This window comes from Mycobacterium sp. NGS69, assembly GCF_059812165.1.
In genome coordinates this window covers 115,344-141,627 of sequence record NZ_JCALCD010000005.1, presented here as the reverse complement: position 1 = coordinate 141,627, position 26,284 = coordinate 115,344, and the positions used below count along the sequence as shown (strand labels likewise).

The 26,284-nt window shown below is 68.5% G+C and carries 22 protein-coding genes; 3 read left to right on the top strand and 19 right to left on the bottom strand.

Annotated elements, in window-relative coordinates:
- Window positions 1–95: 95 nt before the first annotated feature.
- From AC5Y2S_RS16585 to AC5Y2S_RS16575, 3 genes are read right to left on the bottom strand one after another with little or no spacing between them, the layout of a single operon-like run.
- Window positions 96–596 (bottom strand): DUF6912 family protein, encoded by a 501-nt coding sequence (locus tag AC5Y2S_RS16585; RefSeq protein ID WP_499957175.1) that lies wholly within the window; start codon window positions 594–596, stop codon window positions 96–98.
- Window positions 593–1,462 (bottom strand): polyphosphate kinase 2, encoded by an 870-nt coding sequence (gene ppk2, locus AC5Y2S_RS16580; RefSeq protein WP_499957174.1) that lies wholly within the window; start codon window positions 1,460–1,462, stop codon window positions 593–595. The genes AC5Y2S_RS16585 and ppk2 overlap by 4 nt, the downstream gene beginning before the upstream one ends.
- Window positions 1,463–1,506: 44 nt before the next feature.
- Window positions 1,507–2,925, bottom strand: a complete 1,419-nt coding sequence (locus AC5Y2S_RS16575; RefSeq protein ID WP_499957173.1) for a WS/DGAT/MGAT family O-acyltransferase — start codon at window positions 2,923–2,925, stop codon at window positions 1,507–1,509.
- A 163-nt stretch (window positions 2,926–3,088) separates the two neighbouring features.
- Here AC5Y2S_RS16575 and AC5Y2S_RS16570 point away from each other — a divergent pair, with 163 nt between their 5' ends.
- A complete protein-coding gene (locus tag AC5Y2S_RS16570; protein ID WP_499957172.1) occupies window positions 3,089–3,598 on the top strand; it encodes an Rv3235 family protein in 510 nt (169 codons plus the stop codon).
- Here the strand turns inward: AC5Y2S_RS16570 and AC5Y2S_RS16565 are convergent.
- From AC5Y2S_RS16565 to mddA, 5 genes are all read right to left on the bottom strand, one after another.
- Window positions 3,595–4,734 carry a cation:proton antiporter gene (locus tag AC5Y2S_RS16565; protein WP_499957171.1) on the bottom strand — a complete coding sequence of 380 codons (1,140 nt, stop codon included), beginning with the start codon at window positions 4,732–4,734 and terminating at the stop codon, window positions 3,595–3,597. The genes AC5Y2S_RS16570 and AC5Y2S_RS16565 overlap by 4 nt on opposite strands.
- 4 nt (window positions 4,735–4,738) lie before the next feature.
- Window positions 4,739–5,221, bottom strand: a complete 483-nt coding sequence (locus tag AC5Y2S_RS16560; protein WP_499957170.1) for a cation:proton antiporter regulatory subunit — start codon at window positions 5,219–5,221, stop codon at window positions 4,739–4,741.
- 42 nt (window positions 5,222–5,263) lie between these two features.
- Window positions 5,264–7,204, bottom strand: a complete 1,941-nt coding sequence (locus tag AC5Y2S_RS16555; protein WP_499957169.1) for a potassium transporter Kup — start codon at window positions 7,202–7,204, stop codon at window positions 5,264–5,266.
- Window positions 7,205–7,252: 48 nt separating this feature from the next.
- Window positions 7,253–7,726, bottom strand: a complete 474-nt coding sequence (locus AC5Y2S_RS16550) for a GtrA family protein (protein WP_499957168.1) — start codon at window positions 7,724–7,726, stop codon at window positions 7,253–7,255.
- 82 nt (window positions 7,727–7,808) lie between these two features.
- Window positions 7,809–8,573: a methanethiol S-methyltransferase gene (gene mddA, locus AC5Y2S_RS16545; protein WP_499957167.1), complete on the bottom strand. Its 765-nt coding sequence runs from the start codon at window positions 8,571–8,573 to the stop codon at window positions 7,809–7,811.
- A gap of 196 nt (window positions 8,574–8,769) precedes the next feature.
- Here mddA and AC5Y2S_RS16540 point away from each other — a divergent pair, with 196 nt between their 5' ends.
- Entirely contained in the window at window positions 8,770–10,497 is a 1,728-nt protein-coding gene (locus tag AC5Y2S_RS16540; protein ID WP_499957166.1) for an ABC transporter ATP-binding protein/permease, read from the top strand.
- Between the two features lie 22 nt (window positions 10,498–10,519).
- On the opposite strand, the gene AC5Y2S_RS16535 is transcribed toward AC5Y2S_RS16540, so the two are convergent.
- From AC5Y2S_RS16535 to AC5Y2S_RS16525, 3 genes are all read right to left on the bottom strand, one after another.
- Complete coding sequence (locus tag AC5Y2S_RS16535) at window positions 10,520–11,314, bottom strand: adenylate/guanylate cyclase domain-containing protein (RefSeq protein WP_499957165.1); 795 nt, start codon at window positions 11,312–11,314, stop codon at window positions 10,520–10,522.
- 76 nt (window positions 11,315–11,390) lie between these two features.
- Window positions 11,391–12,941 carry an HD domain-containing phosphohydrolase gene (locus tag AC5Y2S_RS16530; RefSeq protein ID WP_499957164.1) on the bottom strand — a complete coding sequence of 517 codons (1,551 nt, stop codon included), beginning with the start codon at window positions 12,939–12,941 and terminating at the stop codon, window positions 11,391–11,393.
- A 118-nt stretch (window positions 12,942–13,059) separates the two neighbouring features.
- Complete coding sequence (locus tag AC5Y2S_RS16525) at window positions 13,060–13,977, bottom strand: alpha/beta fold hydrolase (protein WP_499957163.1); 918 nt, start codon at window positions 13,975–13,977, stop codon at window positions 13,060–13,062.
- Window positions 13,978–14,028: 51 nt separating this feature from the next.
- Between AC5Y2S_RS16525 and AC5Y2S_RS16520 the strand changes: the two genes are divergently transcribed.
- A complete protein-coding gene (locus AC5Y2S_RS16520; protein WP_499957162.1) occupies window positions 14,029–14,646 on the top strand; it encodes a TetR/AcrR family transcriptional regulator C-terminal domain-containing protein in 618 nt (205 codons plus the stop codon).
- Here AC5Y2S_RS16520 and secA read toward each other — a convergent pair whose 3' ends face one another.
- From secA to mtrB, 8 genes are all read right to left on the bottom strand, one after another.
- Window positions 14,647–17,487 carry a preprotein translocase subunit SecA gene (secA, locus tag AC5Y2S_RS16515; RefSeq protein WP_499957161.1) on the bottom strand — a complete coding sequence of 947 codons (2,841 nt, stop codon included), beginning with the start codon at window positions 17,485–17,487 and terminating at the stop codon, window positions 14,647–14,649.
- 85 nt (window positions 17,488–17,572) lie between these two features.
- Complete coding sequence (gene hpf / locus AC5Y2S_RS16510; protein WP_499957160.1) at window positions 17,573–18,262, bottom strand: ribosome hibernation-promoting factor, HPF/YfiA family; 690 nt, start codon at window positions 18,260–18,262, stop codon at window positions 17,573–17,575.
- Window positions 18,263–18,547: 285 nt separating this feature from the next.
- Complete coding sequence (locus tag AC5Y2S_RS16505; protein ID WP_499957159.1) at window positions 18,548–19,180, bottom strand: ComF family protein; 633 nt, start codon at window positions 19,178–19,180, stop codon at window positions 18,548–18,550.
- A gap of 38 nt (window positions 19,181–19,218) precedes the next feature.
- Window positions 19,219–20,517, bottom strand: a complete 1,299-nt coding sequence (oxlT, locus tag AC5Y2S_RS16500) for an oxalate/formate MFS antiporter (RefSeq protein ID WP_499957158.1) — start codon at window positions 20,515–20,517, stop codon at window positions 19,219–19,221.
- A 402-nt stretch (window positions 20,518–20,919) separates the two neighbouring features.
- Window positions 20,920–21,639, bottom strand: coding sequence for an SDR family NAD(P)-dependent oxidoreductase (locus AC5Y2S_RS16495; protein ID WP_499957157.1), 720 nt, complete (start codon window positions 21,637–21,639; stop codon window positions 20,920–20,922).
- A gap of 31 nt (window positions 21,640–21,670) precedes the next feature.
- Complete coding sequence (locus AC5Y2S_RS16490; protein ID WP_499957156.1) at window positions 21,671–22,699, bottom strand: nitronate monooxygenase; 1,029 nt, start codon at window positions 22,697–22,699, stop codon at window positions 21,671–21,673.
- Window positions 22,700–22,849: 150 nt separating this feature from the next.
- A complete protein-coding gene (lpqB, locus tag AC5Y2S_RS16485; RefSeq protein ID WP_499957155.1) occupies window positions 22,850–24,607 on the bottom strand; it encodes an MtrAB system accessory lipoprotein LpqB in 1,758 nt (585 codons plus the stop codon).
- Window positions 24,607–26,274, bottom strand: coding sequence for an MtrAB system histidine kinase MtrB (mtrB, locus tag AC5Y2S_RS16480; protein ID WP_499901447.1), 1,668 nt, complete (start codon window positions 26,272–26,274; stop codon window positions 24,607–24,609). Before mtrB ends, lpqB begins: the two co-directional genes overlap by 1 nt.
- Window positions 26,275–26,284: the final 10 nt, after the last annotated feature.

Here is a 26,284-nt window from a genome sequence, read left to right as displayed (position 1 = left end):
ACGCCCAATATTGTCGCCGATTCTGTGCGCTTCACGAAACCTACGGTACCGTAACCTACGATGTCGTAGCTAGCTCGAATTCCTCACATTCGACGTCAGAGCAGGTCAAGCACGAACGGCAATTCCTGGTTCGCGTACCAGGCGAGGTCGTGATCCAGCGCGTCCCCGACGATCAGCTCGGCGTCCTCGTCGCCCAGGTCGGCGGCGTCGATGATCTCGATGGCCCGGATGACGTCCGGCTCGGCGGCGGCATTGTCGACGTAGGCGGCCACCACCTCGTCCATGGTGACGGGCCCGGCGAGCCGAACGACGGCGTCGTCGAGATCGGGGCGGTACGTGGCGTCCTCGACCTCGGCGGCCAGCACCGCGCGCCGGGGCGGCAGACCGGCGTCCACGCCGGCCGCGAGCAGCCGCAGCGACGCGAGCGCCGCCTCGCGCAGCGCCACGTCGGCAAGCTCGTCGTCGTCGCCCTCGGCGTAGGCCTCGCGCAACGTCGGCGTGACCGCGAACGCGGTGCCGTTGACCGGCCACAGGGAGCCGTCGGCGACGAGCCGCTGCAGCATCTCGAGCGTGGCCGGGATGTAGACCTGGATCATTGGCTCCCGACCAACGTGGCCGCATAGTCGTCGACGTAGTTCGACAGCTCGCGCGGCGGGCGCTGATAGTTCTCGGCCGCCACCGGCTCCTTGGGCAGCTTGACCTTGGGCCGGCCCACGTCGTAGTACTCGATCGTCGACAGCAGATGCGCCATCATGTTCAGCCGCGCGTGCTTCTTGACGTCGGATTCCACTATGTACCAAGGGCTTACAGGGGTGTCGGTGTGGACCATCATCTCATCCTTGGCGCGCGAGTAGTCCTCCCACCGATACAGCGACTCCATGTCCATGGGGCTGAGTTTCCATTGGCGGACAGGGTCATTCAGGCGCGCTTTGAACCGGCGCAACTGCTCGACCTCGGAGACGGAGAACCAGTACTTGCGCAACAGGATCCCGTCGTCGATCAGCATCTGCTCGAAGATGGGTGTCTGCCGCAAGAAGAGCACATACTCCTGCGGCGTGCAGAATCCCATCACCCTTTCCACGCCGGCGCGGTTGTACCACGACCGGTCGAAGAGCACGATTTCGCCCCGGGCGGGCAGGTGCTCGATGTAGCGCTGGTAGTACCACTGGCCCTTTTCCCGGTCACTCGGCGCGGGCAACGCCGCGATCCGGGCGACGCGCGGGTTCAGGTATTCGGTGATCCGTTTGATCGTTCCACCCTTGCCGGCCCCGTCGCGGCCCTCGAAGATGACCACGACGCGCGCGCCGACGTGCCGCGCCCACTCCTGCAATTTAACGAATTCCGTTTGCAACCGGAATATTTCGGTTCGGTAGACATCGTCGGGAATTCTGCGCACGGTCGCGGTGCTCGATTTCTTCGCGCTCGCCTTCGCCGACGCCCCGTCATTTGTCGCGGTGCTCACAAGAACGGATCATAGAACCAGGCACCGATTTTCACCCCGACTAATCAGCGGGAAGCTTCGAGAAGTTCCTCGAGCGATTGGCTCAACAGCCCGGGCAGCAGGTCGACGTCGCTCATCGCCTCACGGTCGGCGTTGATCCCGAAATACAGCATGCCGTTATAGGACGTCACGCTGATCGCCAGCGCCTGATTGTGCAACAGCGGTGGGACGGCGTAGGTCTCCAGCAGCTTGGTGCCGGCGATGTACATCTGCGACTGGGCGCCCGGGGCGTTGGTGATCAGCAGGTTGAACGTCCGCTTGGAAAAGCTCGGGAAGCCGGTAGCGACCCGGATGCCCATGGCGTGCAGGGTCGGTGGCGCGAATCCCGACAGGGTGACGATGGTGCGGGCGTCGACCAGGCTGCCGGCGGTCGGGTTGGATTCGGTGGCGTGGGCGATCTGCGACAGCCGCACCACCGGGTTCGCCTCCCCCACCGGCAGATCCACCAGGAACGGCGTGACCTGACTGATCGTCTGGCCCGGGCCGGTCGAGTCGAGGCCGTCGTCGGCGTAGATCGACAGCGGCGCCATCGCGCGGATCGTCGCCGTCGGTGACACCGCCACCCCACGGGACAGGAGCCAATTGCCCAGCGCGCCGGCCACCACGGCGAGCACCACGTCGTTGATGTCGCAGTCGTAGCGCGCGCGCACGGCCCGGTAGTCCTCGAGGTTGCCGCGTGCGACCGTGAACCTTCGGTGCCGCGACACGGTCGCGTTCAGCGGGCTGCTGGGCGCGGTGCCCCGCGTCACCGCGCGCGCGATGTCGACCGCGCGGCGGCCGGCTTCGAGCAGCTCGCCATAGTTCGTCACCAACCCGGCCACCGCCGACCCGACGGCCTGCAGCTGCGTGCCCGGCCCCGCCATCCAGTCGCCGATCGCGCCCAACACCAACCGCGTGTTGCCGGGGTCGCGTTCCGGTATCCAGATGTCTTCGGGGAACGGTGGCGGCCGGCGCGTCCGGTCGGCGATGACGTGGCCGATCTCCACCGCCGTCATGCCGTTGATCAGCGCCTGGTGGGACTTGGTGTACAGCGCGATCCGGTTCTTGGCCAGGCCCTCGACCAGGTACATCTCCCACAGCGGCCGCGACTTGTCCAACGGCCGCGCGGCCAGCCGCGCGACCAGCTCGTGCAGCTGCTCGTCGCTGCCCGGGGACGGCAGGGCCGAGCGCCGCACGTGATAGGTGATGTCGAAGTCGCTGTCGTCGAGCCACACCGGCCTGGCCGTGCCGATCCGCACCTGCCGAACCTTTTGCCGGTAGCGCGGTATCTGGGGCAGCCGCTGTTCGATGGTGGCCAGCAGCGTCTCGTAGCTCAGCCCGGCGCGCGGACGCTGCAGGATGGACAGCGACCCCACGTACATCGGGGTGGCCGTGTTCTCCAGCCGATAGAAGGACGCGTCCGTCGGGGACAACCGGGTCACCATTACGGCGCGTCCCTCCTGGTCAATTCGTCCTCGGTTCCTTGGGTGAACGGATGTACCCGCCCACGGTAATCGAGCGGATACGCGCCGGCCCGACCTGTGCCATGATGACCACTTACCAGCCCGTCTGCCACTCTCCAGCAGGCCTATCCATGGAGAGTGCGCGTTGACCGTTTTCGCTGTGACGCCCGTCGTCGACTACGAGCCGCCCAGGCGGGATGTCCCCAAACGCTGGCAGCCGCCCCGTGCGACGCCGCGCCGCCGCGCGCGTGCGCCCCGCCGGCCCTCGGCCGGGCAGCCGGCCGGGCCGCCGGGACCGTCCGCGCCTATGCGCCAGGCGGCCGCCTTCGCGGACGCCGCGCTGCGCCGGGTACTCGAGGTCGTCGACCGCCGCCGTCCCGCCGCGCAGCTGCGCCCGATGCTGGCGCCCGGCCTGGTGGACTCAGTGGTCGCGATCGGCGGTTCGGCGGGCGCCCGCGGGCGCGGACGGGACGGGGCGGCGGTGCTGCGCCGGTTGCGGCTGCAACCCTCCGGGCGCCGCGACCCGGAGGCCGCGGCCGAGGTGTTCGGGTCCTACAGCCGCGGGGACCGGATCCACGCAATCGCTTGCCGCGTGGAACGGGTCCCGTCCGGCGCCGGGACGCGCTGGCTGATGGTGGCCCTGCACATCGGTTAGGTGGCCGCGCGGCCACCCGCGTACCGGGCCAGCACCGGGCCCATGATCGCCATGACGAACACATACGACGTCGCCAGCGCGGCTACCACGGGGATCGAGGTGCCGACCAGGCCGATGATGATCAGCGAGAACTCGCCCCTGGCGATGAGCGCGGCGCCCGCGCGCAGCTGCCCGCGCCGGGCCACGCCGTCGCGCCGGGCGGCGAGCATCCCGGTGGCCACCTTGGTCGCCGCGGTGACGGCGGCCAGGACCAGCGCCACCGGGAGCATCGGAAGGAGCTCGTGCGGGTCGACCGAGAGGCCGATCGCCAGGAAGAAGATGGCGGCGAACAGGTCGCGCAGCGGGCCGAGCACCTCCCGTGCCCGGTCGGCCGTCGCACCGGTCAGGGTCAGACCCACCAGGAAGGCGCCGACGGCGGCCGACGCGTGCAGGACCTCGGCCACCGCCGCCACCATCAGAGTGATGCCCAGGACCCGCAGCAACAGCTGCTCGGAATCCGGGTGTTCGACCAGCCGGCCGACGTGGTGCCCCCACCGGTAGGAGGCGGCGAACGCGGCCAGCAGCGCGCCTACCGCGGCGGCCATGCCGACGACGGCGTGCACCCAGCCCCCACCCGACGCCAGCACCGCGAACAGCGGCAGGTAGGCGGCCATCGCGAAATCCTCGAGCACCAGCACCGAGAGCACCGCGGGCGTTTCCCGGTTGCCGAGCCGGCCCAGGTCGACCAGCACCCGCGCGATGACGCCGGACGACGAGATGTAGGTGACCCCGGCCAGGGCCAGGACGGCGACGCCGTCCAGCCCGAGCAGCCAGCCGGCCACCGCGCCGGGGGTGGCGTTGAGGACGATGTCGACTGCGGCCGACGGCAGGTGATGTCGCAGGCTGCTGGCGAATTCGGTCGCCGAGAATTCCAGGCCCAGGGTCAGCAGCAACAGCACAATGCCGATGGGCGCGGCCGTCTCGATGAACTCGCCGGCCGCGGCGACGGGCAGCAGGCCACCCTTGCCCAGCGAGAGGCCCGCCAACAGGTAAACCGGTATGGGCGAAAGCGCGAAACGCCTTGCGAGAGCGCCCAATACGGCCAGCGTGGCCAGGAGGGCGCCGAGTTGAAACAGTAGCGCCCCCGAAACCTGCATCGGCTCAACCCTTGTCGATGATCTGCTCGACACCGGCGATGCCGTCTTCGGTGCCGATCACGATCAGAACGTCTCGCGCGTGCAACATTTCGGCCGGGCCGGGCGAGGCGAGCACTTCCTCGTTGCGCACGATCGCGACGATCGACGCCCCGGTGCGGGTCCGGGCTCGCGTGTCACCCAACGGGTGGTCGACGAACGGGCTGCCGGCCACGATGTGGACCTGCCCGGTCTCGATGCCCGGCAGCCCTCGGGAGAGCTCGGTGAACCGCTCGGCGATGCGCGGCGCGCCCAGGATCTGGGCCACCGCCTCGGCCTCGGCGTCGGTCAGGTGCAGAACCGGCTTGGCCTGGTCGGGATCGTCGGGGCCGTACAGGACGACGTCGAAATCGCCGCCGCGGCGCGCGATGATCCCGATCCGCTCCCCGGTGTGGCTGGTGAATTCGTACCGAAGGCCGACACCGGGCAGCAACACCTCCTTGACATCCATACCGTCCATCCTTCCAGCCGGACGGCCCGCGCTACATCTGAGCTACACCTGAATTCGCGCGCCCATGATCACCGTCCGGTCGATGGGCAGGCCGAAATATTCGGCGGCGTCGGCGGCGATGTAGGCGGTGGCGATGAAGAGGCGCTTGCGCCAAGGTGCCATGGTCGGCGCGGTGCCGGCCCTCAGCTCCAGCTTCGAGAGGAAATACGAGGCCTCGTCGACGGCGATCCGGCCCTCGGTTTGCTTCGGGTCGAGCAGGCGCAGCGCGGCCGGGATGTTGGGCCGTTCCATGTATCCGAACTTCGCCGTGACGTGCACGACCCCGTCCTCGGCATAGCCCAGGGGATCGACCTCGATTCGTTCCTCGTCCGCCACGCGCGGCACCGGAAGCGTCTCGATCGACATGATCACCGACTGCTCGTGCAGCACACGGTTGTGTTCGACGTTGGCCCGCATCGCCAGCGGCGCGGTCTCCTTTCCGCGGTTGAGGAATACGGCCGTCCCGGGCGCTCGCACCAGCGGTGGCTTACAGCCGGCCAGCTGATCGACGAATTCGCGCAGCGGTCCCTCGGCCCGCGCCCGGGCCTGGGTGACCAGTTCGCGGCCCCGCTGCCACGTGGTCATCACGGTGAATGCCGCGGCGCCGATCAGCAGCGGCACCCACGCCCCGTGCACCAGCTTGGTCAGGTTCGCCGCCACGAACAGCAGGTCCACCGACAACAGGGCCCCGGCGCCGATGACGACCAGCCACACGGGCGTGCCCCAGCGGGTGCGGGCGATGTAGAAGAAGAGCAACGTGGTGATGGTGATCGTCCCGGTCACCGCCATGCCGAACGCGAACGCCAGCGCCGCCGAGCTGCGGAACGCGAAGACCAGGATCAGCACCGCGAGCATCAGCATGCCGTTGATCCAGGGCACGTAGATCTGGCCGATCGTCGACTCGGACGTGTGCACGACCCGCACGCGCGGCAGGTAGCCGAGCTGCGCGGCCTGCGACGCGACCGAGAAGGCGCCGGTGATCACCGCCTGGGAGGCGATGACCGTCGCGGCGGTCGCGAGCAACACCATCGGCAAGCGCGCCCAAGCCGGCGGGAGCAGGAAGAAGGGCGCGGCGACGACGCTCTTGTTGCCCAACAGCAGCGCGGCCTGACCGAAATAGCTGAGCACGCACGCCGGCATGACCACGAACAGCCAGGCCCGGGTGATCGCCGGCCGGCCGAAGTGGCCCATGTCGGCGTACAGCGCTTCGGCACCCGTCACCGCCAGCACGACCGCGGCCAGCGAAAAGAACGCGACGTCGAAGTGCCCGACCATGAACGTCAGCGCGTACGTCGGTGACAGCGCCTCAAGGATTTCCGGGTGGGCGGTGATCCCGGCGACACCGCACGCGCCGATCGCGACGAACCACACGACCATCACGGGTCCGAAGAAGCGCCCGATGGTGGCGGTGCCGCGGTCCTGAAAGGCGAACAGCGCCACGATGATCACCGCGGTGATCGGCACGACGAAGTCACCCAGGTGCGGCTGTATCACCTTGAGGCCCTCCACCGAGGACACCACCGAAATCGCCGGGGTGATCATGCTGTCACCGAAGAACAGCGACGCGCCGAAGATGCCGAGCACGGCCAGCATCGCCGCCGTGCGACGCCCCCGGTGGCCGCCCAACCGGCGCACGAGCGTGATGAGCGCCATGATGCCGCCCTCGCCGTCGTTGTCGGCGCGCATCACCAGGGTGACGTAGGTGAGGGTCACGATGGTCATCACCGACCAAAAGACCAGGGACACAACCCCGTACAGGTTGGCCGTGGTGATCGGTATCGGGTGCGGGTCGTGGGGGTCGAAGATCGTCTGGATCGTGTAGATCGGGCTGGTCCCGAGGTCTCCGAACACGACGCCGAGCGCGCCGATCACGAGCGACGAGCGAGCTTTTTCGGTGCCGAAGACGGCGCGCAGCGGCGACGCGGGCTTGACGGGCGTGGGCATGGCGGCGCTCCTCCACCGGGGGCTAGCGGGAGGTCGATCGTAAGGCGGTCAGCGCCGGAAGACCAACCACCGCATAGCGCAGTACATGTACACCGCTTCGCAGACACCCGCCAGCACCCGCGACAGCTGGTATTGCACCCCGATTGCCGTCAGCGCGCTGGACACACCGAGGATCAGCGCCAGGTAGTTGACGACGACCACCACGACGTACACAGCGACCTGTTGTCCGACCGGCGCGTGGGATTGAAAGTTGAAGGTGCGGTTGAGCACATAGCTGAGCGCGAAGGCGCACGCGTAGGCGACCGTGACGGCGATCGGCACCGGAAGGCCGAGCCCGCCGCGCAGGCCCGTGAGGATCGCCAAGTCGATGCCGAAGGTGAGCCCGTTGATCAGGCAGAAGCCGAGAAACGTGGGCGCGACGACCGATCCGAGCCCGAACGGCAGCCGATCGACGACCGCCTCGCACCACTGGTGGAACCGGTCCACCCGGCGCGCTTGACCGACCCGCGACCCGGTTTGCACACGAGTACCGTGCCATGTTCAGGTATCCGCCATGTGATCAATTGGCCAACGCCGGGCAGAGCGTTTGACGCTGCGTCGAGAGCTAGTGCTGGCCAACCGCTTCCGCCGAACGCCGGCGCGGCCGGTGCTTCAGCGGGACCAGCATGGGGACCTCGCGACGGTATTGGCGGTAGTCCTTGCCCAGCGCCTTGACGAGGCCGCGCTCTTCGATGTGCACGGCGATCAGAATGTACCCCGTCATGGCGATCGCGAAGAGCAGATGCCCGGTCGTCATGGTGGGGGCCGCCCAGAAGGAGATGAGGAATCCCAGCATCAGCGGGTGGCGCACCAGCCGGTAGAACAAATGGGTGCGGAAATGTAGTTCGGTGTAAGGCTTTTGGCGCCAGGCCAGATACACCTGCCGCAGCCCGAACAGGTCGAAGTGGTTGATCATGAACGTCGCGCCCAGCGCGATCACCCAGCCCAGCCAGAACAATGCCCAAACTGCCAGCCGCGCCGCCGGCTGCCGCACGTCCCATACGACGTCCGGCATCGTGCGCCACTGCCAATAAAGCAGCAGCAGCACGGCGCTCGACAGCACCACGTAGGTGCTGCGCTCGATCGACCGCGGCACGAATCGGGTCCACCACGCCTTGAACGCCGGCCGCGCCATGACGCTGTGCTGGATTCCGAACGCGCCGACCAGCAACACGTTGACCACAATCGCCTCGCCGATGGACGACGTGATCCCGTGATCGACGGTGCGCGGCACCCACAGGTTCGCCACGAACGCAACGAGATACAGGAAGGCGACGAGGAACAGCAGGTAAGCCGCCGCGCCGTAGGCAACAGTCAAGTAACGCTTCATGGCCCCAGTGTCGACCGCATCGGCAGCCCGGTATATAGGTCATCTGCCTCATCTTTGTGCGGCGGCGCCCTAGTTATTTTTGACTATTCCGTCCTGGGCTCGAGCATTTGAGGCAAACGCCTCATGCGGCCGTCGCAGCGGTGGACCGATGATCGCCCACGACAAGGCCACTTCGAGAAGACACGGAGACCGGATCATGAGCGAAACGACATGCGACACATCAGCCATCGAGGTACTCGGTACCCGGTCCGCCGAGCCGCCGGGTGGCGCGCGGATCGATGCGATCGACGTAGGCCGGCGCGTCGCCGGCCGGCAGATCCTCGACAAGCTGTCGCTCTCGGTGGAACCCGGCGAATTGGTCGCCATCGCCGGCGGCAGCGGAGCGGGGAAGACCACGTTGCTGGAGATCCTTGCGGGCCTGCAACCGCCGTCCGCCGGTGAGGTTCGGCACGACGGAGTCGTGCGCCGCGCGCGCGTCAGCGCCGATGCGAAAGTCGGCTTCGTGCCCCAGGACGACATCATCCACCTCGAGATGCCCCTGCGCCGGACGCTGCGCTACGCGGCGCTGCTGCGGCTCCCGGCGGGCACACCTGCGGTCGAAGCGGAGCGGATCGTCGAGGAGACCATGCGCGACCTCGACTTGGCCGATCGGGCCGACGTGCCGGTGCGTTCCCTGTCCGGCGGCCAGCGCAAACGGGCCAGCATCGCCGTGGAGCTCCTGACCAGGCCCCGCCTTTTCTTCCTGGACGAACCCACCTCCGGGCTCGACCCCTCGACTGCGGCTGACGTCATGCGCCTGCTGCGCCGGCTCAGCCAGCGCGGGGTCACCATCGTTCTCACCACCCACGAGCCCACCGGCATCGACCAGTGCGACCGGGTGGTCTTCCTGGCCCGCGACGGCCACCTGGCCTTTGCCGGCAGTCCGGCCGCGGCGCGGCACTACTTCGGCGTGGAGAATCTCACGGCGGTCTACGAGCGCCTGGCCGCGGAGCACACCCCGCGGATCTGGGCCGAGCGTTTCGCGCAGAGCCGCGCGAGGTCAAACGCCCGGCCCGGCTTCCCCCGGCAGGCCGTCTCGGCGACCAAATCCGACGTCAGGCGAACCGGCATGGTCCGGCAATGGTGGCTCCTAACCCGGCGCAACGTCGACGTTCTCGTCCGCAACCGGCTGACCCTTGCGATCCTGCTCGGATCACCGGTGCTGGTGACGGCGATGATGGCGACACTGTTCAAGCGCGGTGCGTTCGATCCTGGTGGCGCGGCCGACATCGGCCCGGCCCAGATCGTGTTCTGGATCGCTTTCGACGGCTTCTTCTTCGGGCTGACGTACGGCCTGCTGCAGATCGTCGGCGAGATGGCCGTCTTCCGGCGTGAACGCTTTGCCGGGCTCAGCGTGGGCGCGTACGTGGCGTCAAAGGTGACGGCGCTGCTTCCGATTCTCGCGGGCGTGAGCGCGGTGTTACTGCTTGTGCTGCGCGCGCTCGGGAGGCTGCCCGCGGCGGGATGGGACGTCTACGCCTCGCTGTTCGCGACGATTGTGATCGAAGCGATCTCGGCGCTGGCCCTGGGCCTCTTCGCCTCGGCCGCCGTCTCCAACGCCGCGCAGGCGGCCCTCGCCCTGCCGATGCTGTGCTTCCCTCAGGTGCTGTTCGGCGGTGCGATCGTGCCCACCGACCAGATGGCCACCCCCGGACGCCTGATGAGCCTGGCCCTGTCCAACCGCCACGCCTTCGATGCGTTGGGGCGCGACCTGGAACTCGACCGCTATACCGCGACGCTGCCGGCCATGTCCGTGTACCGCGAGACCTTCCAGGGAGGCAACGCCGCCAGTCTCATCGCGCTCGCCTCGTTCGCTATCGCCCTCACGGTGGCAACCGCCTGGCTGTTGGACCGGCGATCCCGGCCCGGAGCGCCCATGCGATGACGGGAGCGAGCCGAACGAAGGCTCAAAGCCCGTGGACGAAGACGTTGATCGGCTCGTCCTGCCCTCGCAGAATCAGCGTGCGTTGCTGCATGCCGGCCGTCATTTCGTCGGCGACCCCACTGGCCACGAGCAACTCCCCGGCCGCGGCGCGTTGTTGCATCCGAGCCGCAGCGTTGACCGGGCGGCCGAGGGCGGTGAAGTCGACGACGGCCCCACCGACGTTGCCGACGTATGCGACGCCCGCGTGCACGGCGACGCCGACGTCCAGCCAAGGTCCGTTCGGCGTGCCGCAACCGACGGCTCGGAGCAGCTCGATTCCCGCCTCGACGGCTCGTTGCCGGTACCGGGGGCCGCTGATGCCGCGGACGAAAAACGCCATCACCTCGTCGCCGATGAGCTTGTCGATCACGGCGTCATGGCGCAGCAGGGTCTGCGTCGCGGCGCCGTAAAACCGGTTGAGCAACGCGGCGAAGTCTGCGGCGGCCCGGCGGTGACCCAACGCCGTGGAGCCTCGAACGTCAACGAACAGCACCGCGATATCGACCTCAGCTCCTCCGCGCGGCAGCGCATCGCAACATCGCGTGCACAGGTTGGGGTTTTTGCGCGATCGGCGGAATCCGACAACGGCAAAGAGCCGGCCGACAGGGCCGCCGAACGGGTTGTTACACAGCTTGCATCGTGGCGCCGACGGCAGGTAGCGGAAAGCGTGCCGCGCCCGGACCAGCGACGAGTGGCCCTCGGTCAGCACCTTGTCCCACAACCGCGGCGAGAGCCCCGTGTGCGATTCGTAAGGGTGGCTTCGGCCAATGCTAAACATGCAGAAATGGTCGCCTCGATTTCCCGCGTGCACATGAGGCATTCGCCCCAAACATTCGGCCGCCCGGGGCCGGTTTTCAGTTGGGCGCGCTGCCGGTCAGGCCGTGCCGGGTCGCATACAGGCTGGCCCCGATCCGGTTCGAGACCCCAATCTTGGCATAGATGTGCTCGACGTGATTGCGCACGGTCTTCTCGGAAATCCAAAGAGCCGAGGCGATTTCGCGGTTGGACCGCCCCTGCGCCACATGGAGCAAGACCTCGGCCTCGCGCCGGGTCAGGCCCGACGGCCTGGCGGCTCTGCGCGACGGCCGGTGACCCGCGGCCTCCAGCACGGCTTCAACCGCGTCGCCGTCCAGGCGAGCGCGCGCCGCCTCGCTGCGCAATTGCGTGGCCGCGGCTGGCCCATCCAGCGCATCGCGATACGGTCGCGGCTCGGTTGAGCCGCAATAGCTTTCGGCGGCGGCGAGTATCCGCTCGCATATCGAAAGATCGTCGCCACGGAGCCCGTTCGGGTAACCCGACCCGTCCAGCCGTTCGTGGTGGTTGACCGCGACCTCCCGGACGGCCTTGAGTCCACCGACGCGGGCCAGGATCCTGCCGGTCAGATACGGATGCAAGTGCACACGCTCGCGCTCCGCGTGGGTCAGTTCACCCGGCTTTTCCCACACCCGGTTGGACACACCGATCCGGCCGAGATCGTGAACGTAGCCGGCGCGGCGCAGCGTGTCGATCTCGTCTGTCGCCAGCCCGGCGCACTTGCCGGCCTTCTCCGCCAGCTCGGCCACCGCTCGCGAATGGCCAAGGGTGAAGGGGCATTTCAGGTCCACGAAATCGCCCATCGCACGCAAGAGCCGGTCCAGCGCCGAACCACTCAGCGTTTCCCCGGGATCCGGCGCCAAGCCGGCGGCCGTCTCCCACGCGTCTTCGTCGTCGCGCAGCAGCTGGTCGGCGACGTCGCAGAACACTGCGACGATGTCGGGGTCGAATTGTTTGCCGCTGCGACGGCGAACCTCCGCGATCGCGCCGCTCGCGCCGAAGGCGCGATGATGCACTTCGGCGATGTCGGCGAGCTGCGCCACCCGCATGGTCACGGGTATCCGGCTTCCCGCGGCACCGGTGGGAAGACCGCTGCCATCCCACCGCTCGTAGGCAAAGGGCAGGGCTTCGCACACGTCCTCGCCGAGGCCGATCTCCTCGGCAAGCAGCGCGGCCGACTGGCAATGGGAGTGCATCAGCGTGCCGAGGTTTCCGCGTGCGTCCAAAAACAGCTTCGCCGCCAGCTGGGCCCGTTTCGGCAACGTCGACCCGCGGCCCAGGTTGCTGACGAGGAATCGCCGGAACTCCGGGCCGGACCAGTCGATGAAGTGGCTGTCATGTCGGACCGCGATGTCGTCGCCGAACCACCGCGCGTACTCGTGCGAGTCGGCATGACACCCGATCCACATCACCAGGCCCGTGTAGAAAACCGTCCCGCGCTCACACTCGCCGAGGCCGAGGCGCTCGGCAAGCCTCGTCCCCATCGCCGCCGACCGCAGCATGTGATCCATTGGCTGGCCGAGCCCGAGGTCGATCGCCAAAGACAGCGCCGCCAATACCTCAGTCCGCGACACCGCTCCGTCGAAGGGCATGAACCCGCGCCTTTCTCGACCGGTTACGCGACGAGGAACGGCAGGTAAGCCGCCGCGCCATAGCCAAGAGTCAAGTAACGCTTCATGGGCCAAGTGTCCGTCGCGCATGCAATTCTGACTAGGCCTGTGCTACCCGAGCCGATACCCGCTCGATCGCGGCGGCGACGACACCCGGCTGCACGATCGGCAGCATGTGGCCGCCGGGCACCTCCACGAGTTCCGCGCCACCAAGCGCCGCGGCCAACCGTCGACCGTGACGAATCGGGATCGGACGATCGCCCTGTGCCAACACGACGACGGCGGGCACCCTCAGCGAGGCGAGGCGGCGGTCCACCCAGTCGATGTTGCGGTGGTACGCCAGGCGATCTTCGGCCATCGCCCGCAGGTTGTCGTCATGCAGGGTGACCTCGCCGAGCCGGCCGCGGTACACCGGGTCGACCGGATCGGGCGCAAAAGCGAAGCGCCCGTCGATGATTGCGCCGACACGCCGGACGAGACCGCCGACCGTCAGGTCGTTGAGCTGCCGCACGCCCGGCAGCTGGGTGGCGCGAACCAGCCACGCCGCTCCCATCCGGAACGGCCCCGAACGCAGCCCACCACCCGACGGCGCGATGAGCGCGAGGCCGGCGACGATCTCCGGGAAGCGCGCCGCGACGCCGAGCGACAACAACCCACCGAACGAGTGGCCGACCAACACGCCTCGCTCGATGCCCAGGTGGTCGAACAGCGCGGGGATCATGTCGATCTGGCTCTGAAAGTCCAGCGGGCCGGCTTCTGACCAGCCGTAACCCGGACGATCGGCGGCGATGGTGTGAGCGCCGGGGAGCTCGGCGACCACCCGCTCGAAGTCGCGGTGAGTGCCCGGCATGCCGTGCAACAGGACTATGGGAACGCCGGCGCCCGGGCGTTCGACGTAGTGGATGCGACGGCCGGCGATATCGGCGAGCCGGCCGGCGGGTGGGGGCTTTGGCGGGCGGCGACCCCAAATCGCGTTCGCGAGAAGGGTTCCCGTCGCGAGAGCGGCAAGTGCGTGCATCGGCATCCTTTGCTTACGTTGTAAGCGGAGACTATCGCTTACACTGTAAGCATGCAAGCCCGACTTGGTCGCGACGCCATCGTCAGCGCGACGCTGGAATTGATCGAGGAGGACGGAGTCGACGCCGTCACGATGCGCGCGGTCGGAGCGCGGCTCGGCTGCGAGGCGATGTCGCTCTATCGTCACGTCGCGAACAAGGCCGACCTGTTGCGGTTGGTCGGCGAGGCGGTCATCGCGGAGATCCGCGTGCCCCGGGCCGCGACCGGGTGGGACGCCGCGCTGCGTGCCCTACTCCGTGACCTGCGACGGGTGGCACTCAAGTACCCCGCCGCCTTCGGCCTTGTCAGTCAGGGCGCCGTGACCGCGGTCAGCGCCACCGCGCTGCAGGCCGGCATGGAGGCGCTCACCGAGGGCGGCTTGTCCGAGGACGAGGCGGCGCGGGCGCTGTGCCTCTGTCTCACCTATGCGACCGGGGCGATCAACAACGAGCTCGCCGCGAATCGACTCGGCGGTCCGCTGGCCCGCTCCGACAACCCCCCCGCGGATTTCAGCGAGGCGCCGTTGGCGGCACACTTCCTGGAGGTCATGGCCCGGACGAACTACAAGCGCGAGTTCGAGGCCGGCATCGACGTGCTCCTGCGCGGGCTGGCACCGGCCCGAGCGCAATGACTAGCGCCGCTTGACCGACTTCGGCGGCTTGGCGCCGCGCCCCTGCTGTCGCGCGGCCGCGCGACGCTCGCGTCGGCTGCCGCCGCCCGCCACACCGGCCGGCGTCTTCTGCGCACCACCGCCGTTGCGCTGCACCTGCGCCGAGCCGTCCTCGGACGGCCCGGAATAGGTCAGCGCAGGCGCCTCGTCATCAATGCCCTTGGCGCGCAACACGCTTGGGGTCTCTTCGCGGGCCGCGGCGGGGGCTTCGCCTTCGCCGTCGGGCTGTCCGGACGAGCCGCTGCCCAATTCCGCCAGCCCCTCGGGCGTCGCCTGCGGGGCGACCTGGGGAGCGGGCACCGCTTCCACGGTGACGTTGAACAAGAAGCCGACCGACTCCTCCTTCATGCCGTCGAGCATGGCCATGAACATGTCGTAGCCCTCGCGCTGGTACTCCACCAGCGGATCGCGCTGCGCCATCGCCCGCAGCCCGATGCCCTCCTTCAGGTAGTCCATCTCGTAGAGGTGCTCGCGCCACTTGCGGTCGATGACGTTGAGCAACACGTTGCGCTCGAGCTGACGCATCGCGCCCTCGCCCGCGATCTCCTCGAGCTCGGCTTCCCTTGCCGCGTAAGCCTTTTCGGCGTCCTCGACCAGCGCCTCGAGCAGCTCGTCGCGGGTGAGGTCGTCGCGGTCGGAGTCGGCGTCGCGGTGCGTCAGCGTCTCGTGCGAGATGCCGACCGGGTACAGCGTCTTGAGCGCCGTCCACAGCGCGTCCAGGTCCCAGTCCTCGGCGTAGCCCTCGGCGGTCGCCCCGTCGACGTAGGCCGTGATGACGTCGCGGACCATGTCCAGCGCCTGCTCCTTGAGGTTCTCGCCCTCGAGGATGCGGCGGCGCTCGGCGTAGATCACCTTGCGCTGCTGGTTCATCACCTCGTCGTACTTGAGGACGTTCTTTCTGACCTCGAAGTTCTGCTGCTCGACCTGGGTCTGGGCGCTCTTGATGGCGCGGGTCACCATCTTGTTCTCGATCGGCACGTCGTCGGGCAGGTTCAGCCGGTTCAGCATCGCCTCGAGCGCGGCGCCGTTGAAGCGGCGCATCAGCTCGTCGCTCAGCGACAGGTAGAAGCGCGACTCCCCCGGGTCGCCCTGCCGGCCGGACCGGCCGCGCAGCTGGTTGTCGATGCGCCGCGACTCGTGGCGCTCGGTGCCCAGCACGTACAGGCCGCCGGCCTCGATCACTTCTTCGGCCTCCTTGCCGGCCTCCTGTTTGACCAGGACCAGCTCCTCGTGCCACGCCGTCTCGTACTCCTCGGGCGTTTCCACCGGATCCAGGCCGCGCTCGCGCAGCCGCTGGTCGGTGAGGAAGTCGACGTTGCCGCCCAGCACGATGTCGGTGCCGCGGCCGGCCATGTTGGTGGCGACCGTGATGCCGCCGCGCCGGCCCGCCACGGCGATGATGCCCGCCTCCTGCTCGTGGTACTTGGCGTTGAGCACGTTGTGCGGGATGCGGCGCTTCGTGAATTGGCGCGACAGGTACTCCGAGCGCTCGACGCTGGTGGTGCCGATCAGGACCGGCTGGCCCTTCTCGTAGCGCTCCTCGACGTCGTCGACCACCGCGATGTACTTGGCTTCCTCGGTCTTGTAGATGAGGTCGGACTGGTCGGTGCGGACCATCGGCTTGTTGGTCGGGATGGAGACCACGCCCAGCTTGTAGATCTCGTGCAGCTCGGCCGCCTCGGTCTGGGCGGTGCCGGTCATGCCGGCCAGCTTCTCGTAGAGGCGGAAGTAGTTCTGCAGCGTGATGGTGGCCAGCGTCTGGTTCTCGGCCTTGATCTCGACGTGCTCCTTGGCCTCGATGGCCTGGTGCATGCCCTCGTTGTAGCGGCGGCCGATCAGCACGCGGCCGGTGAACTCGTCGACGATGAGCACCTCGCCGTCGCGGACGATGTAGTCCTTGTCGCGGTTGAACAGCTCCTTGGCCTTCAGCGCGTTGTTGAGGTAGCTGACCAGCGGCGAGTTGGCCGCCTCGTAGAGGTTGTCGATGCCGAGCTGGTCCTCGACGAACTCCACGCCCTTCTCGTGCACGCCGACGGTGCGTTTGCGCAGGTCGACCTCGTAGTGGACGTCCTTTTGCATCAGCGGGGCGATGCGGGCGAACTCGAGGTACCAGTTGGAGGCGCCGTCGGCCGGGCCGGAGATGATCAGCGGGGTGCGGGCCTCGTCGATCAGGATGGAGTCGACCTCGTCGACGATGGCGTAGCTGTGCCCGCGCTGCACCAGGTCGTCGAGCGAGTGCGCCATGTTGTCGCGCAGGTAGTCGAAGCCGAACTCGTTGTTGGTGCCGTAGGTGATGTCGGCGTTGTAGGCGACGCGCCGCTCGTCGGGCGTCATCTGCGCGAGGATCACCCCGACCTGCAGGCCCAGGAAGCGGTGCACCCGGCCCATCCACTCGCTGTCGCGCTTGGCCAGGTAGTCGTTGACGGTGACGATGTGCACACCCTTGCCGGCCAGCGCGTTGAGGTAGGCCGGCAACACGCAGGTCAGGGTCTTGCCTTCACCGGTCTTCATCTCGGCGACGTTGCCCAGGTGCAGCGCGGCCGCGCCCATCACCTGCACGTCGAAGGGGCGCTGGTCCAGGACCCGCCACGCGGCCTCGCGGGCCACCGCGAACGCCTCGGGCAGCAGGTCGTCGAGGGTTTCGCCGTCGTCGAGGCGCTTCTTGAACTCGTCTGTCTTTGCCCGTAGCTCGGCGTCGGTCAGCTTCTCGACGTCGTCGGACAGGGTGTTGACGTAGTCGGCCACCTTCTTGAGGCGCTTGACCATGCGACCTTCGCCAAGGCGCAGCAACTTATCCAGCACAGCTATATCCCCTGTTGATAGGAGTCTTCTTCTTCGTTAGACCGACCCCCATCGTAGGTGACGAGCCGCCGACGGCCGCCGAACCTCAAGCCAGCCTGATCAGCCCGTAGTCGTAGGCGTGCCGGCGGTACACGACGGACGGCCGTTCGGTCTCCTTGTCGTAGAACAAGAAGAAGTTGTGCCCGACCAGCTCCATCTCGTAGAGCGCCTCGTCGACCGACATCGGCGTGGCCTGGTGCTCCTTGGTGCGCACCACCCGCCCCGGCTCGTGGTCTTGCAGGTCCCCGTGGTCGAGACCCACTCCGTCGTGTTGGTGCGGCTCGACGGGTTCGGCGTTGAAGGCCTTCGCGGGAAGCGGCGCCGCGGTGGCGGCGGACAGCGACACCGGCGTCTTGTCGCCGTAGTGCACCTTGCGGCGGTCCTTGACGCGGCGCAGCCGGCTCTCCAGCTTGTCGACGGCCGACTCGAAGGCGGCGTAGAAGCTGTCGGCGCAGGCCTCCGCGCGGCTGACCGGCCCGCGGCCGCGGGCGGTGATCTCGACGCGCTGGCAGGACTTGCGCTGGCGGCGGTTGGGCGCGTGTTTGAGCTCGACGTCGAAGAGATAGATGGAGCGATCGAATCGTTCGAGGCGGGCGAGTTTTTGCGAGACGTAGAAGCGGTAATGATCGGGGATTTCGACGTTGCGGCCCTTGAACACGACTTCGGCGTTGAGGGTCAGTTCGGCCGGCTCGCTGCTTTCTGCCGGCGCTTGGTCGAGAGTCTGACCGGAATCCACGGTAAGCCTTGACATACGTGTCAACTCGTTTCCTTTTCCACGTCGCACGCGGGGCGTGCCGGCTTCTACAAGACGCGCCGACGGGGGTTGGGAGCGGTTTCCTATAGGTCACCGCCGCAGGCAGCCCGCCGATGCAAGGTGCCGAATTCTCACCCCCTCGTTGTGGCCCGGGCCAAGGATGTTCCTGAAGGTTGTCCTCGACGTTAGCTCGTGTTCGCCTTGGGATGCCACTGATTTCGCACAGCTGTTGCGAGTTCTTCACAACCGCTTGGCCGCCGCACAGGTTCAGGCGGCGGCGACCGCCAGCACGGCGGCGACGCGGATCCCGGCGCCGCGCAGCGTCCGCACCGACTCACGGGCCGTCGCACCGGTGGTGACGACGTCGTCGACGATGACGACCTCGCTGGCCGGGCGCCGGCCGCGCAGCACCACCCGGCCCGCGATGTTGCGCTCGCGGGCCGACGTGCCGAGGCCCACCGAGTCGCGGGCCAGCGCCTTCATCCGCAACACCGGCGCGACGGCGATGTCCGGGTGCCCGGCCACGGCGGCCCGCGCCAGCCGCGTGACGGGGTCGCCGCCGCGGGCCCGCGCCGCAGAACGCCTCGTCGGCGCGGGCACGATGGTCAGCGGCGTCTCGACCATCCCCCACGTCAGCAGACGGTGGATTCCGAGGGCGAGGCTGCGGGCCAGCGGGGTCACCAGGTCGCCGCGCCCGTTCTCTTTGCACGCGAGGATCGCGGCGCGGCGGGCGCCGGCGTAGCGGCCGAGCGCGAACACCGGCGCCTCGGGGTCGATGCGGGGGTTGACGACGTGCGGCTCGTCGGGCCTGACCCCGAGCTCTGCCGCGCAGGCGCCGCACCAGCGGGTCGACGGCGCGCCGCAGCCGCCGCATTCCAGCGGCAGGATCAGGTCGAGCATGCCTGCCAGTGTGGCGGTGACGGGTGACAACGGGGCGCTCACGACGGCGCGATCGGTGCTGCTTCGACGAAATGCCTGCGCGCCGGCTTCAACACGAGCACGGCCAGCGCCGCGGTTGCCAGATCGAGTGCAATCGCACACTCGAACACCGGAATCCAGCTGCCGGCTTGCTGATGCAACAGCGCCGCGAGCGGGCCGCCGAAGACCGAACCGATCCCGAAGGAGATGTAGAGCCAGCCATAGTTCGCCGTGGCGTAACGGGTCCCAAAGGTGTCGGTCAACGTGGAGGGGAACAGCGAGAAGATCTCGCCCCATCCGAAGAACACCAAACCCGAAAGGAGGACGAACATCGTGGCGTCGTGCCGCGTCAGCAACCAGAGCGTCATGGCGACACCCTCCAACGCGAAGGCGACACCCATGGTGTTCTCGCGGCCCAGCCGATCCGATATCCAACCGAACAACGGGCGGGTCAGCCCGTTCGTGAAGCGATCGATGGTCAAGGCCAGCGGCACGGCGGCGAGCCCGAACACCAAGACCTTGCTCACACCGAACTCTGTGGCGAACGTCGCCATCTGCGACGTGACCATCAGGCCCGAGGTAGCCATCATCGTCATCATCAGGAACATCAACCAGAAGACCGGCCGTCTGAGCATTTCGGACGGCCGATAATCGCGCACGGTGGTGGACGCGCGGGAGCTCGGTGCGTTCAATGCCGGACCCAGCGGTGGCGCGTGCAACCCCTGCGCCGCAACGAAACCCACGGCGGCGAACGCGATGCCGAACAACCACAACGTGGAGTCGACGCCGCGCGCGGCCAGCGATGAGGCAATCGGAAAAGTGGTGAGGATCGCGCCCATTCCGTAGCCGGCCGCCACCACACCGGCAGCGAATCCGCGTCGAGCCGGAAACCACTGGACCATCAGCCCGACGACGCCGACGTACACAATCCCCGTGCCGATGCCGCCGACACCGCCATAGGTGAGATACAGCACCGAGACGGTATGCGCGTAGGAGGCGAGCACCCAGCTCGCGCCCGCCAGCAACGTGCCGATCGAGATCAACCGGCGGGGCCCGAAACGATCGACCAGCGACCCCTGGAAGGGTGAGCAAAAGGCCTGCAACATCACGAGAATCGAGAAGGTCACCTGCAACTCTGGCAGGGCAATCCCAAGTTTGGCGGCGAGCGGCTTCGTCATCAGCGTCCACACGTATTGCGGACTCGATATCGTCATCATGCACACCAGACCGAGGCCGAGCTGAAGCCAGCGGCTGCGCGCGATGGCCGGCGCGATCGCCGGGGCCGCGCCGTCCAGTATGTCCGTGCGAGCAGTCACCATGGTCCTCCGTTTCGATTTCGCCCTGGGCTACCGCCCCGCGGCCAACCCGTCTGATACCGCCGCGGCCCTGCCACACGACCGCTTCCGTCAAGGTCGTTTGAATGGGATCGCTGCGACGTCAATCTGCGCCGCCAACGGTAAATTTGGCGTGTTACCCGGAGATTTCCCACCGTAGCGGGCACGTCAACATCCACTCACAGAAGTAGGGCTAGATCATGAATTATCTTCTGCTACAGGATAATTCACTCATCACCGCTGGCGATCCGGACGATGACAAACGGTGGGGATTTACCCCGATACAACGGGCGATGTCACTTTGTCTGCGCACTACCGGTGTTAAGCGCCCAGTGTTATTCTTCGGCCTTACAACGGATATCGATAAAATCGACTACCGGGCGCGGGTCAGTGGCCCGCGCTCTGTCCGCCGTCGACGTGCAGGATCTCGCCGGTGACGAAGGGCGCGGTCTCCAGATAGAGCACGCCCTGCACGACGTCGGCGATGGCGCCGATCCGCCGCTGGGGATGCATGCCCGCGTAGGCGGCGGACGCGTCCACACCGGCGTGCATCGGGGTGTCGATGACGCCGGGCGATATCGCGTTTACGCGTATCCCTTCGCGGGCGTATTCGATGGCCAGCGATTTGGTGACGGCGGTAAGCCCGCCCTTGGTGAGTGCGGTCAATGCCGACGGGACGCCGGAATGCGCGTGTTCCACCAGCGTGGTGGTGATGTTGACGATGTGGCCGCCGCCGCCCTGCGCGAGCAGTTGGGCGACGACGCGCTGCGTGATCCCGAAGAAGCCGAGCGTGTTGACCGACGTCACCAACTCGTAGTCCTCGGGGGTGTAGCGGGTGAAGGGCTTCGCGAGGAAGACGCCGGCGTTGTTGATCAGCGTGTCGATGCGGCCGAACCGCGCCAGCGCCTCGTCGACGAGAAGTCCGGGCGTGCCGGGTTCGCCGATATCCGCTGCGACGCAGTGGACTTCGGGATGCGGCGAGGCCGTGATGGCGCGCGACGTGGCGACCACCCCGTAGCCCCGCTTGCGGTACGCCTCGACCAGGCCCGCGCCGATCCCTCGCGATGCGCCGGTGATGACCGCGACTTTGCCGTAGCCGGATTCCATTGTGTGCGAACCTCCCTGGTTGCCCGGGCGCTCAGCCCGCCATGTAGTGCATGATGTCTGCGGCCGGGCCCGTTTTGGCCTTGCGGAAGGCCGTGCCCGCCCACATGGCGATGCCGTGTGGATCACCGATTTTCAGCGCGGCGGCCTGAAGCGGCGCGGTGAGCATCGCCACCTGAGGGAAACCGGAAATCGCATCGGCGTCGTAGGCGTCGATGAACCGGTTGCGCAAGGCGCGCGCGTGGCGCCCGGTGAACGCGCGCGTCACTGCCGTGTCGGCGAACGCCGGATCACGCAACGCCGCGCGGTGCACGGCGTTGGTTCCGGCCTCGTCGGCGAGCAGGAACGCAGTGCCGAGCTGGACGGCGGCGGCGCCGGCGTCGCGCAGCCGCCCCACGTCGTCGGGCGTCCCGAGGCCCCCGGCGGCGACGACGGGACGATCGAAACAGGCCACCAGGGCGGTGACGAGGTCGTCGAGCGAATCGTGGGGCGGCGCGGCGAGCGGGTCGAACGTCGCCCGATGCCCGCCCGCGTCGGGGCCCTGGGCCACCAAAGCGTCCACTGGGCAGTTCAGCGCGATCACCGCCTCGCGAACAGTGGTGACGGTGGCGACGGTCGAGACGCCGGCGTCGTGCATCGACCTGCACACCGCGGCGCCGGGCGAGCCGAAGGTGAATGACACCGCCTCCGGCCGAAGCTCGTGCACCACATCGAGTTTCGCGTCCCATTCGTCGTCGTACGCGGAAGCGGAAGGTTCTTCGAGCGATACAGCGCAGTGGTGCGCTTGGCGCGCCAGGGTTTTCCTGAACGCGGTGAGCTGGTCCACGTCGGCTGTCGGCCCTTGCGGGACAAACAAATTCACGCCCAAGGGTCCGGACGTCAGCCTTCGCGCCGCGACGATCGCGTCGGCCAGCTCCGTCGCGGACGACATGCCGCCCGCCAGGAAGCCCAGGCCGCCGGCATTGGATACCGCGGCGGCCAGCGCCGGCGTCGACGGCCCACCCGCCATGGGCGCACCGAACACCGGAACGGTCAAGTCCGCCAAGGTGAATCGATCAAACACCGCGAAGCTCCGACTCTCTAGCGAGGGTTTTCATGCTGGTAAACGCGACGCTAGCCCCGCCCGCATTGCCGCGCGACGCCGATCATGCGACCCCGCGCTATTCGGCCAGGGCGCCGCGTAATTCGGCCGGCAGGCCGCTGCGGTGCCCGCTCAGCCCGGCAAAACCGGCAACGCGCCGGGCGTCGACAACCCGGACACCTCCGACCAGCTCTGCTGGCTTTCGGGTGCCGACGCCGAATACTGCAGCACCCCTTCCGGGGCCGCGACGTACACGGCCGACGGGTTGGCCGCGACCGTCGTGACGGGCATCTGCAGGCCGCGGGACGGGGCGTCGGAGTTCACCCCGTCGAGGTTGACGTAGGACACCGGATGGTTGGCGTCGGTGCGGGTCACCACGATGTCGTCGCCGGTGCGCCACGACAGCGACACCACCGAGTTGCCCAGGCCGAAACCCAGCCGCCGCGGGTAGGTCAGCGCGTACTGCCCGGCCTGCGTCTGCTCCACACCGGCGAGGATCACCTGGCCGTTGATCACCATCGCGGCGCGCGTGCCGTCGCGGGACAGCTGCAGGTCGGTGATGGGTCCGGGGAAGCTGGAGGCCACCACCGCGGAATCCACCGGGATGCGGGCGGGCTGCCCGGTCGCCGGTTCCTGAATCGCGCGCAGCACGTTGTTGTTGTCGACCACCACCCACACGGCGTCGTCGAGCGACCAGCTGGGCCGCGTCAGGGTGCGCCCGTCGGCGGCCTGGACCGCCTCGCCGCCCAGATCGCCGATCCACAGCGACGCCGCCTGGTCCGGCGCGCCGCGGCGCAGCGTCACCACCGACGCCACCTGCCGCCCGCTGCGGGACAGCGCGGCGCCGGTCTGGTCACCCACCCGCCCGAACGCCCCCGGCACGGTGTTGGCGTGCTGTCCGTCCAGCCCGACCAGCGACCCGTTGACCAGCGCGTGCAGCCCCGCGCCGGCGCCGTCGGCCACGCCCGGGTCGGTGGCGGCGACGTCGGAGGTGGTCCACCCCTCGGCGAACCTGTCGTCCAGCGGTGCGCCGTCGGCGTTGATCACGTACGGGCCCCTGATGTCGGCCCGGGCCAGCGTCCAAATGATCTGTGCCGCAAGCAATGCCCTGCTGTGCGGGTCGGTGGTGGACAGCTTCTCCAGGTCGATGCGGGCGCCGCCGTAGCCCTTGCCGATGCCGTTCTTGCCGCCGTCGGCCCGGGTCACCGGCCCGCGCAGCCGCAGCGGCGGGGCCAGCAGGTTACGCACGGTGTGGGCCATCTCGGGCCGCGGCCCGGCCAGCATCTTGGACACCAGCTCGGTGGCCAGCTGGTCGTGGTCGGACACCGCGACGTAGCGGGGGTCGGGCACCACCGTCTTGCCGGTCGGGTCGGCGAAGTACAGGGTGTTGCGTTTGTAGGTGGACTGGAACTGCTGCCAGTCCAGGAAGACGCCGTTGGGCAGGCGGTCGATTCGCCAGCCGCCCGACGTCTTGACCAACTCGATCGGCCCCGGGTCCGGCAGCACGCCCTCGGCCGTTTCGAACACCCCGACATCCGACAGCGAGCCCAGGATGTCGGCACGCATGGTCGCCGAAACCCGTTCGGCGCCACGGGTTTCCACGAACACCACGTGGTCGATCAGCAGGGCACTACCAGCGTCGTCCCACGCGTTGGACGCCGACTGTGTGAGAAATTGCCGGGCCGCCAGGTGCCGGTTCGCCGGATCGGCGGTGGCCTTGAGGAATTCGCGCAGCAACACGTCGGGGTCCATGCCCGGGGTCGGCTTGGGCAGGTTCGACGGCGCCGGCCGCTCGACGGTGCCGATGGCCTGCGGGGCCGACGAGCTGGGCACCCCCGCGCAGCCGGCCAGGACGAACGCCAGCGAGAGAACCGCGAGCAACCGCCGCATCAGACGCTCCGCTCGGCGTGCTCGCGTGGGCGCGGCGCGTCCGGGCGCGGCGGCGCGGGCGGCTCCGGGATCGGCTTCAACGGCAGCGGGCTGGTGGTGACCTTGTGGCCGCGCACCAGGGGCAGCGTCAGCCGGAAGCAGGCGCCCTGGCCGGGCTCGCCCCACGCCTCCAGCCGGCCCTGGTGCAGCCGCGCGTCCTCGATGCTGATCGCCAGGCCCAGCCCGGTGCCCCCGGAACGGCGCACCCGCGACGGGTCCGAGCGCCAGAACCGGCTGAACACCAGCTTCTCCTCGCCGGGCCGCAGCCCCACCCCGTAGTCGCGGACGGTGACCGCCACGGTGTCCTCGTCGACGCCCATCCGGATCTGCACGGGCTTGTGTTCGGCGTGGTCGATGGCGTTGGCGATCAGGTTGCGCAGGATCCGCTCCACCCGACGCGCGTCGACCTCGGCGATCACCTCCTCGTCGGGCAGGTCGACGAGCAACTCGATCCCGGCCTCCTCGGCCAGGTGGCCCACGTTGCCCAGCGCGCTTTGCACCGTGGCGCGCAGGTCCACCGCCTCGACGGACAGCTCGGCCACACCGGCGTCGTGCCGGGAGATCTCGAGCAGGTCGTTGAGCAGCGTCTCGAACCGGTCCAGCTCGTTGACCATCAGCTCGGTGGACCGGGCCAGGGTGGGATCGAGGTCGGCGCTGTGGTCGTAGATCAGGTCGGCGGCCATCCGCACGGTGGTCAGCGGGGTGCGCAGTTCGTGGCTGACGTCGGAGGTGAACCGGCGCTGCAGGTTGCCGAACTCCTCGAGCTGGGTGATCTGGCGCGACAGGCTCTCGGCCATGTCGTTGAACGACACCGCCAGCCGCGCCATGTCGTCCTCACCGCGCACCGGCATCCGCTCGGACAGGTGCCCCTCGGCGAACCGCTCGGCGATCCGCGACGCCGACCGGACCGGCACCACCACCTGGCGCGAGACCAGCAACGCGATCCCGGCGAGCAGCACCAGCAGCACCGCGCCGCCGGTGATCATCGTGCCGCGCACCAGCTGGATGGTGGCCTGCTCGTTCTTCAGCGGGAAGATCAGGTACAGCTCGAGGTTGGCGACCTGCGACGACGTCGGCGTGCCGATGACCAGCGCCGGTCCGGAGAACCCGTCGGTGTGCACGGTGGCGTACTGATAGGCCGCCTGCCCGGCCTTGACGAAGCCGCGCAACGCGTTGGGCACCTGGTCGACGGGCCCGGCCGCGCTGGCGGCGCGCGGCCCGTCGCCCGGCACCATCAGCACCGCGTCGAACGCGCCGGCCAGGCCGGCGCCCGAGGCCGGGTCGGTCTTGGACGTCAACGTGTTACGGGCCAGCTGCAGGCTGCTGTCCAGCGAGCGGGTCTCCTCGCCGTTGACGATCCCGGCGACGGTGGTGCGCGCCCGCTCGATCTGCTCCATGGCGGCCCGGACCTTCACGTCCAGCACGCGGTTGGTGACCTGGCTGGTCAGCACGAAACCCAGCGCCAGGATGACGGCGAGCGACAGGCCGAGGGTCAGCGCCACCACCCGCAATTGCAGCGATCGGCGCCAGGCAGCGCCCACGACCCGACTCACCGCACCCATGCCACGCGTCATGGGGCCAGAACGCCCCCAGCGACTCCTAGTGCGTTGCCGAGACCCCCAGATCAACGAACCTCCC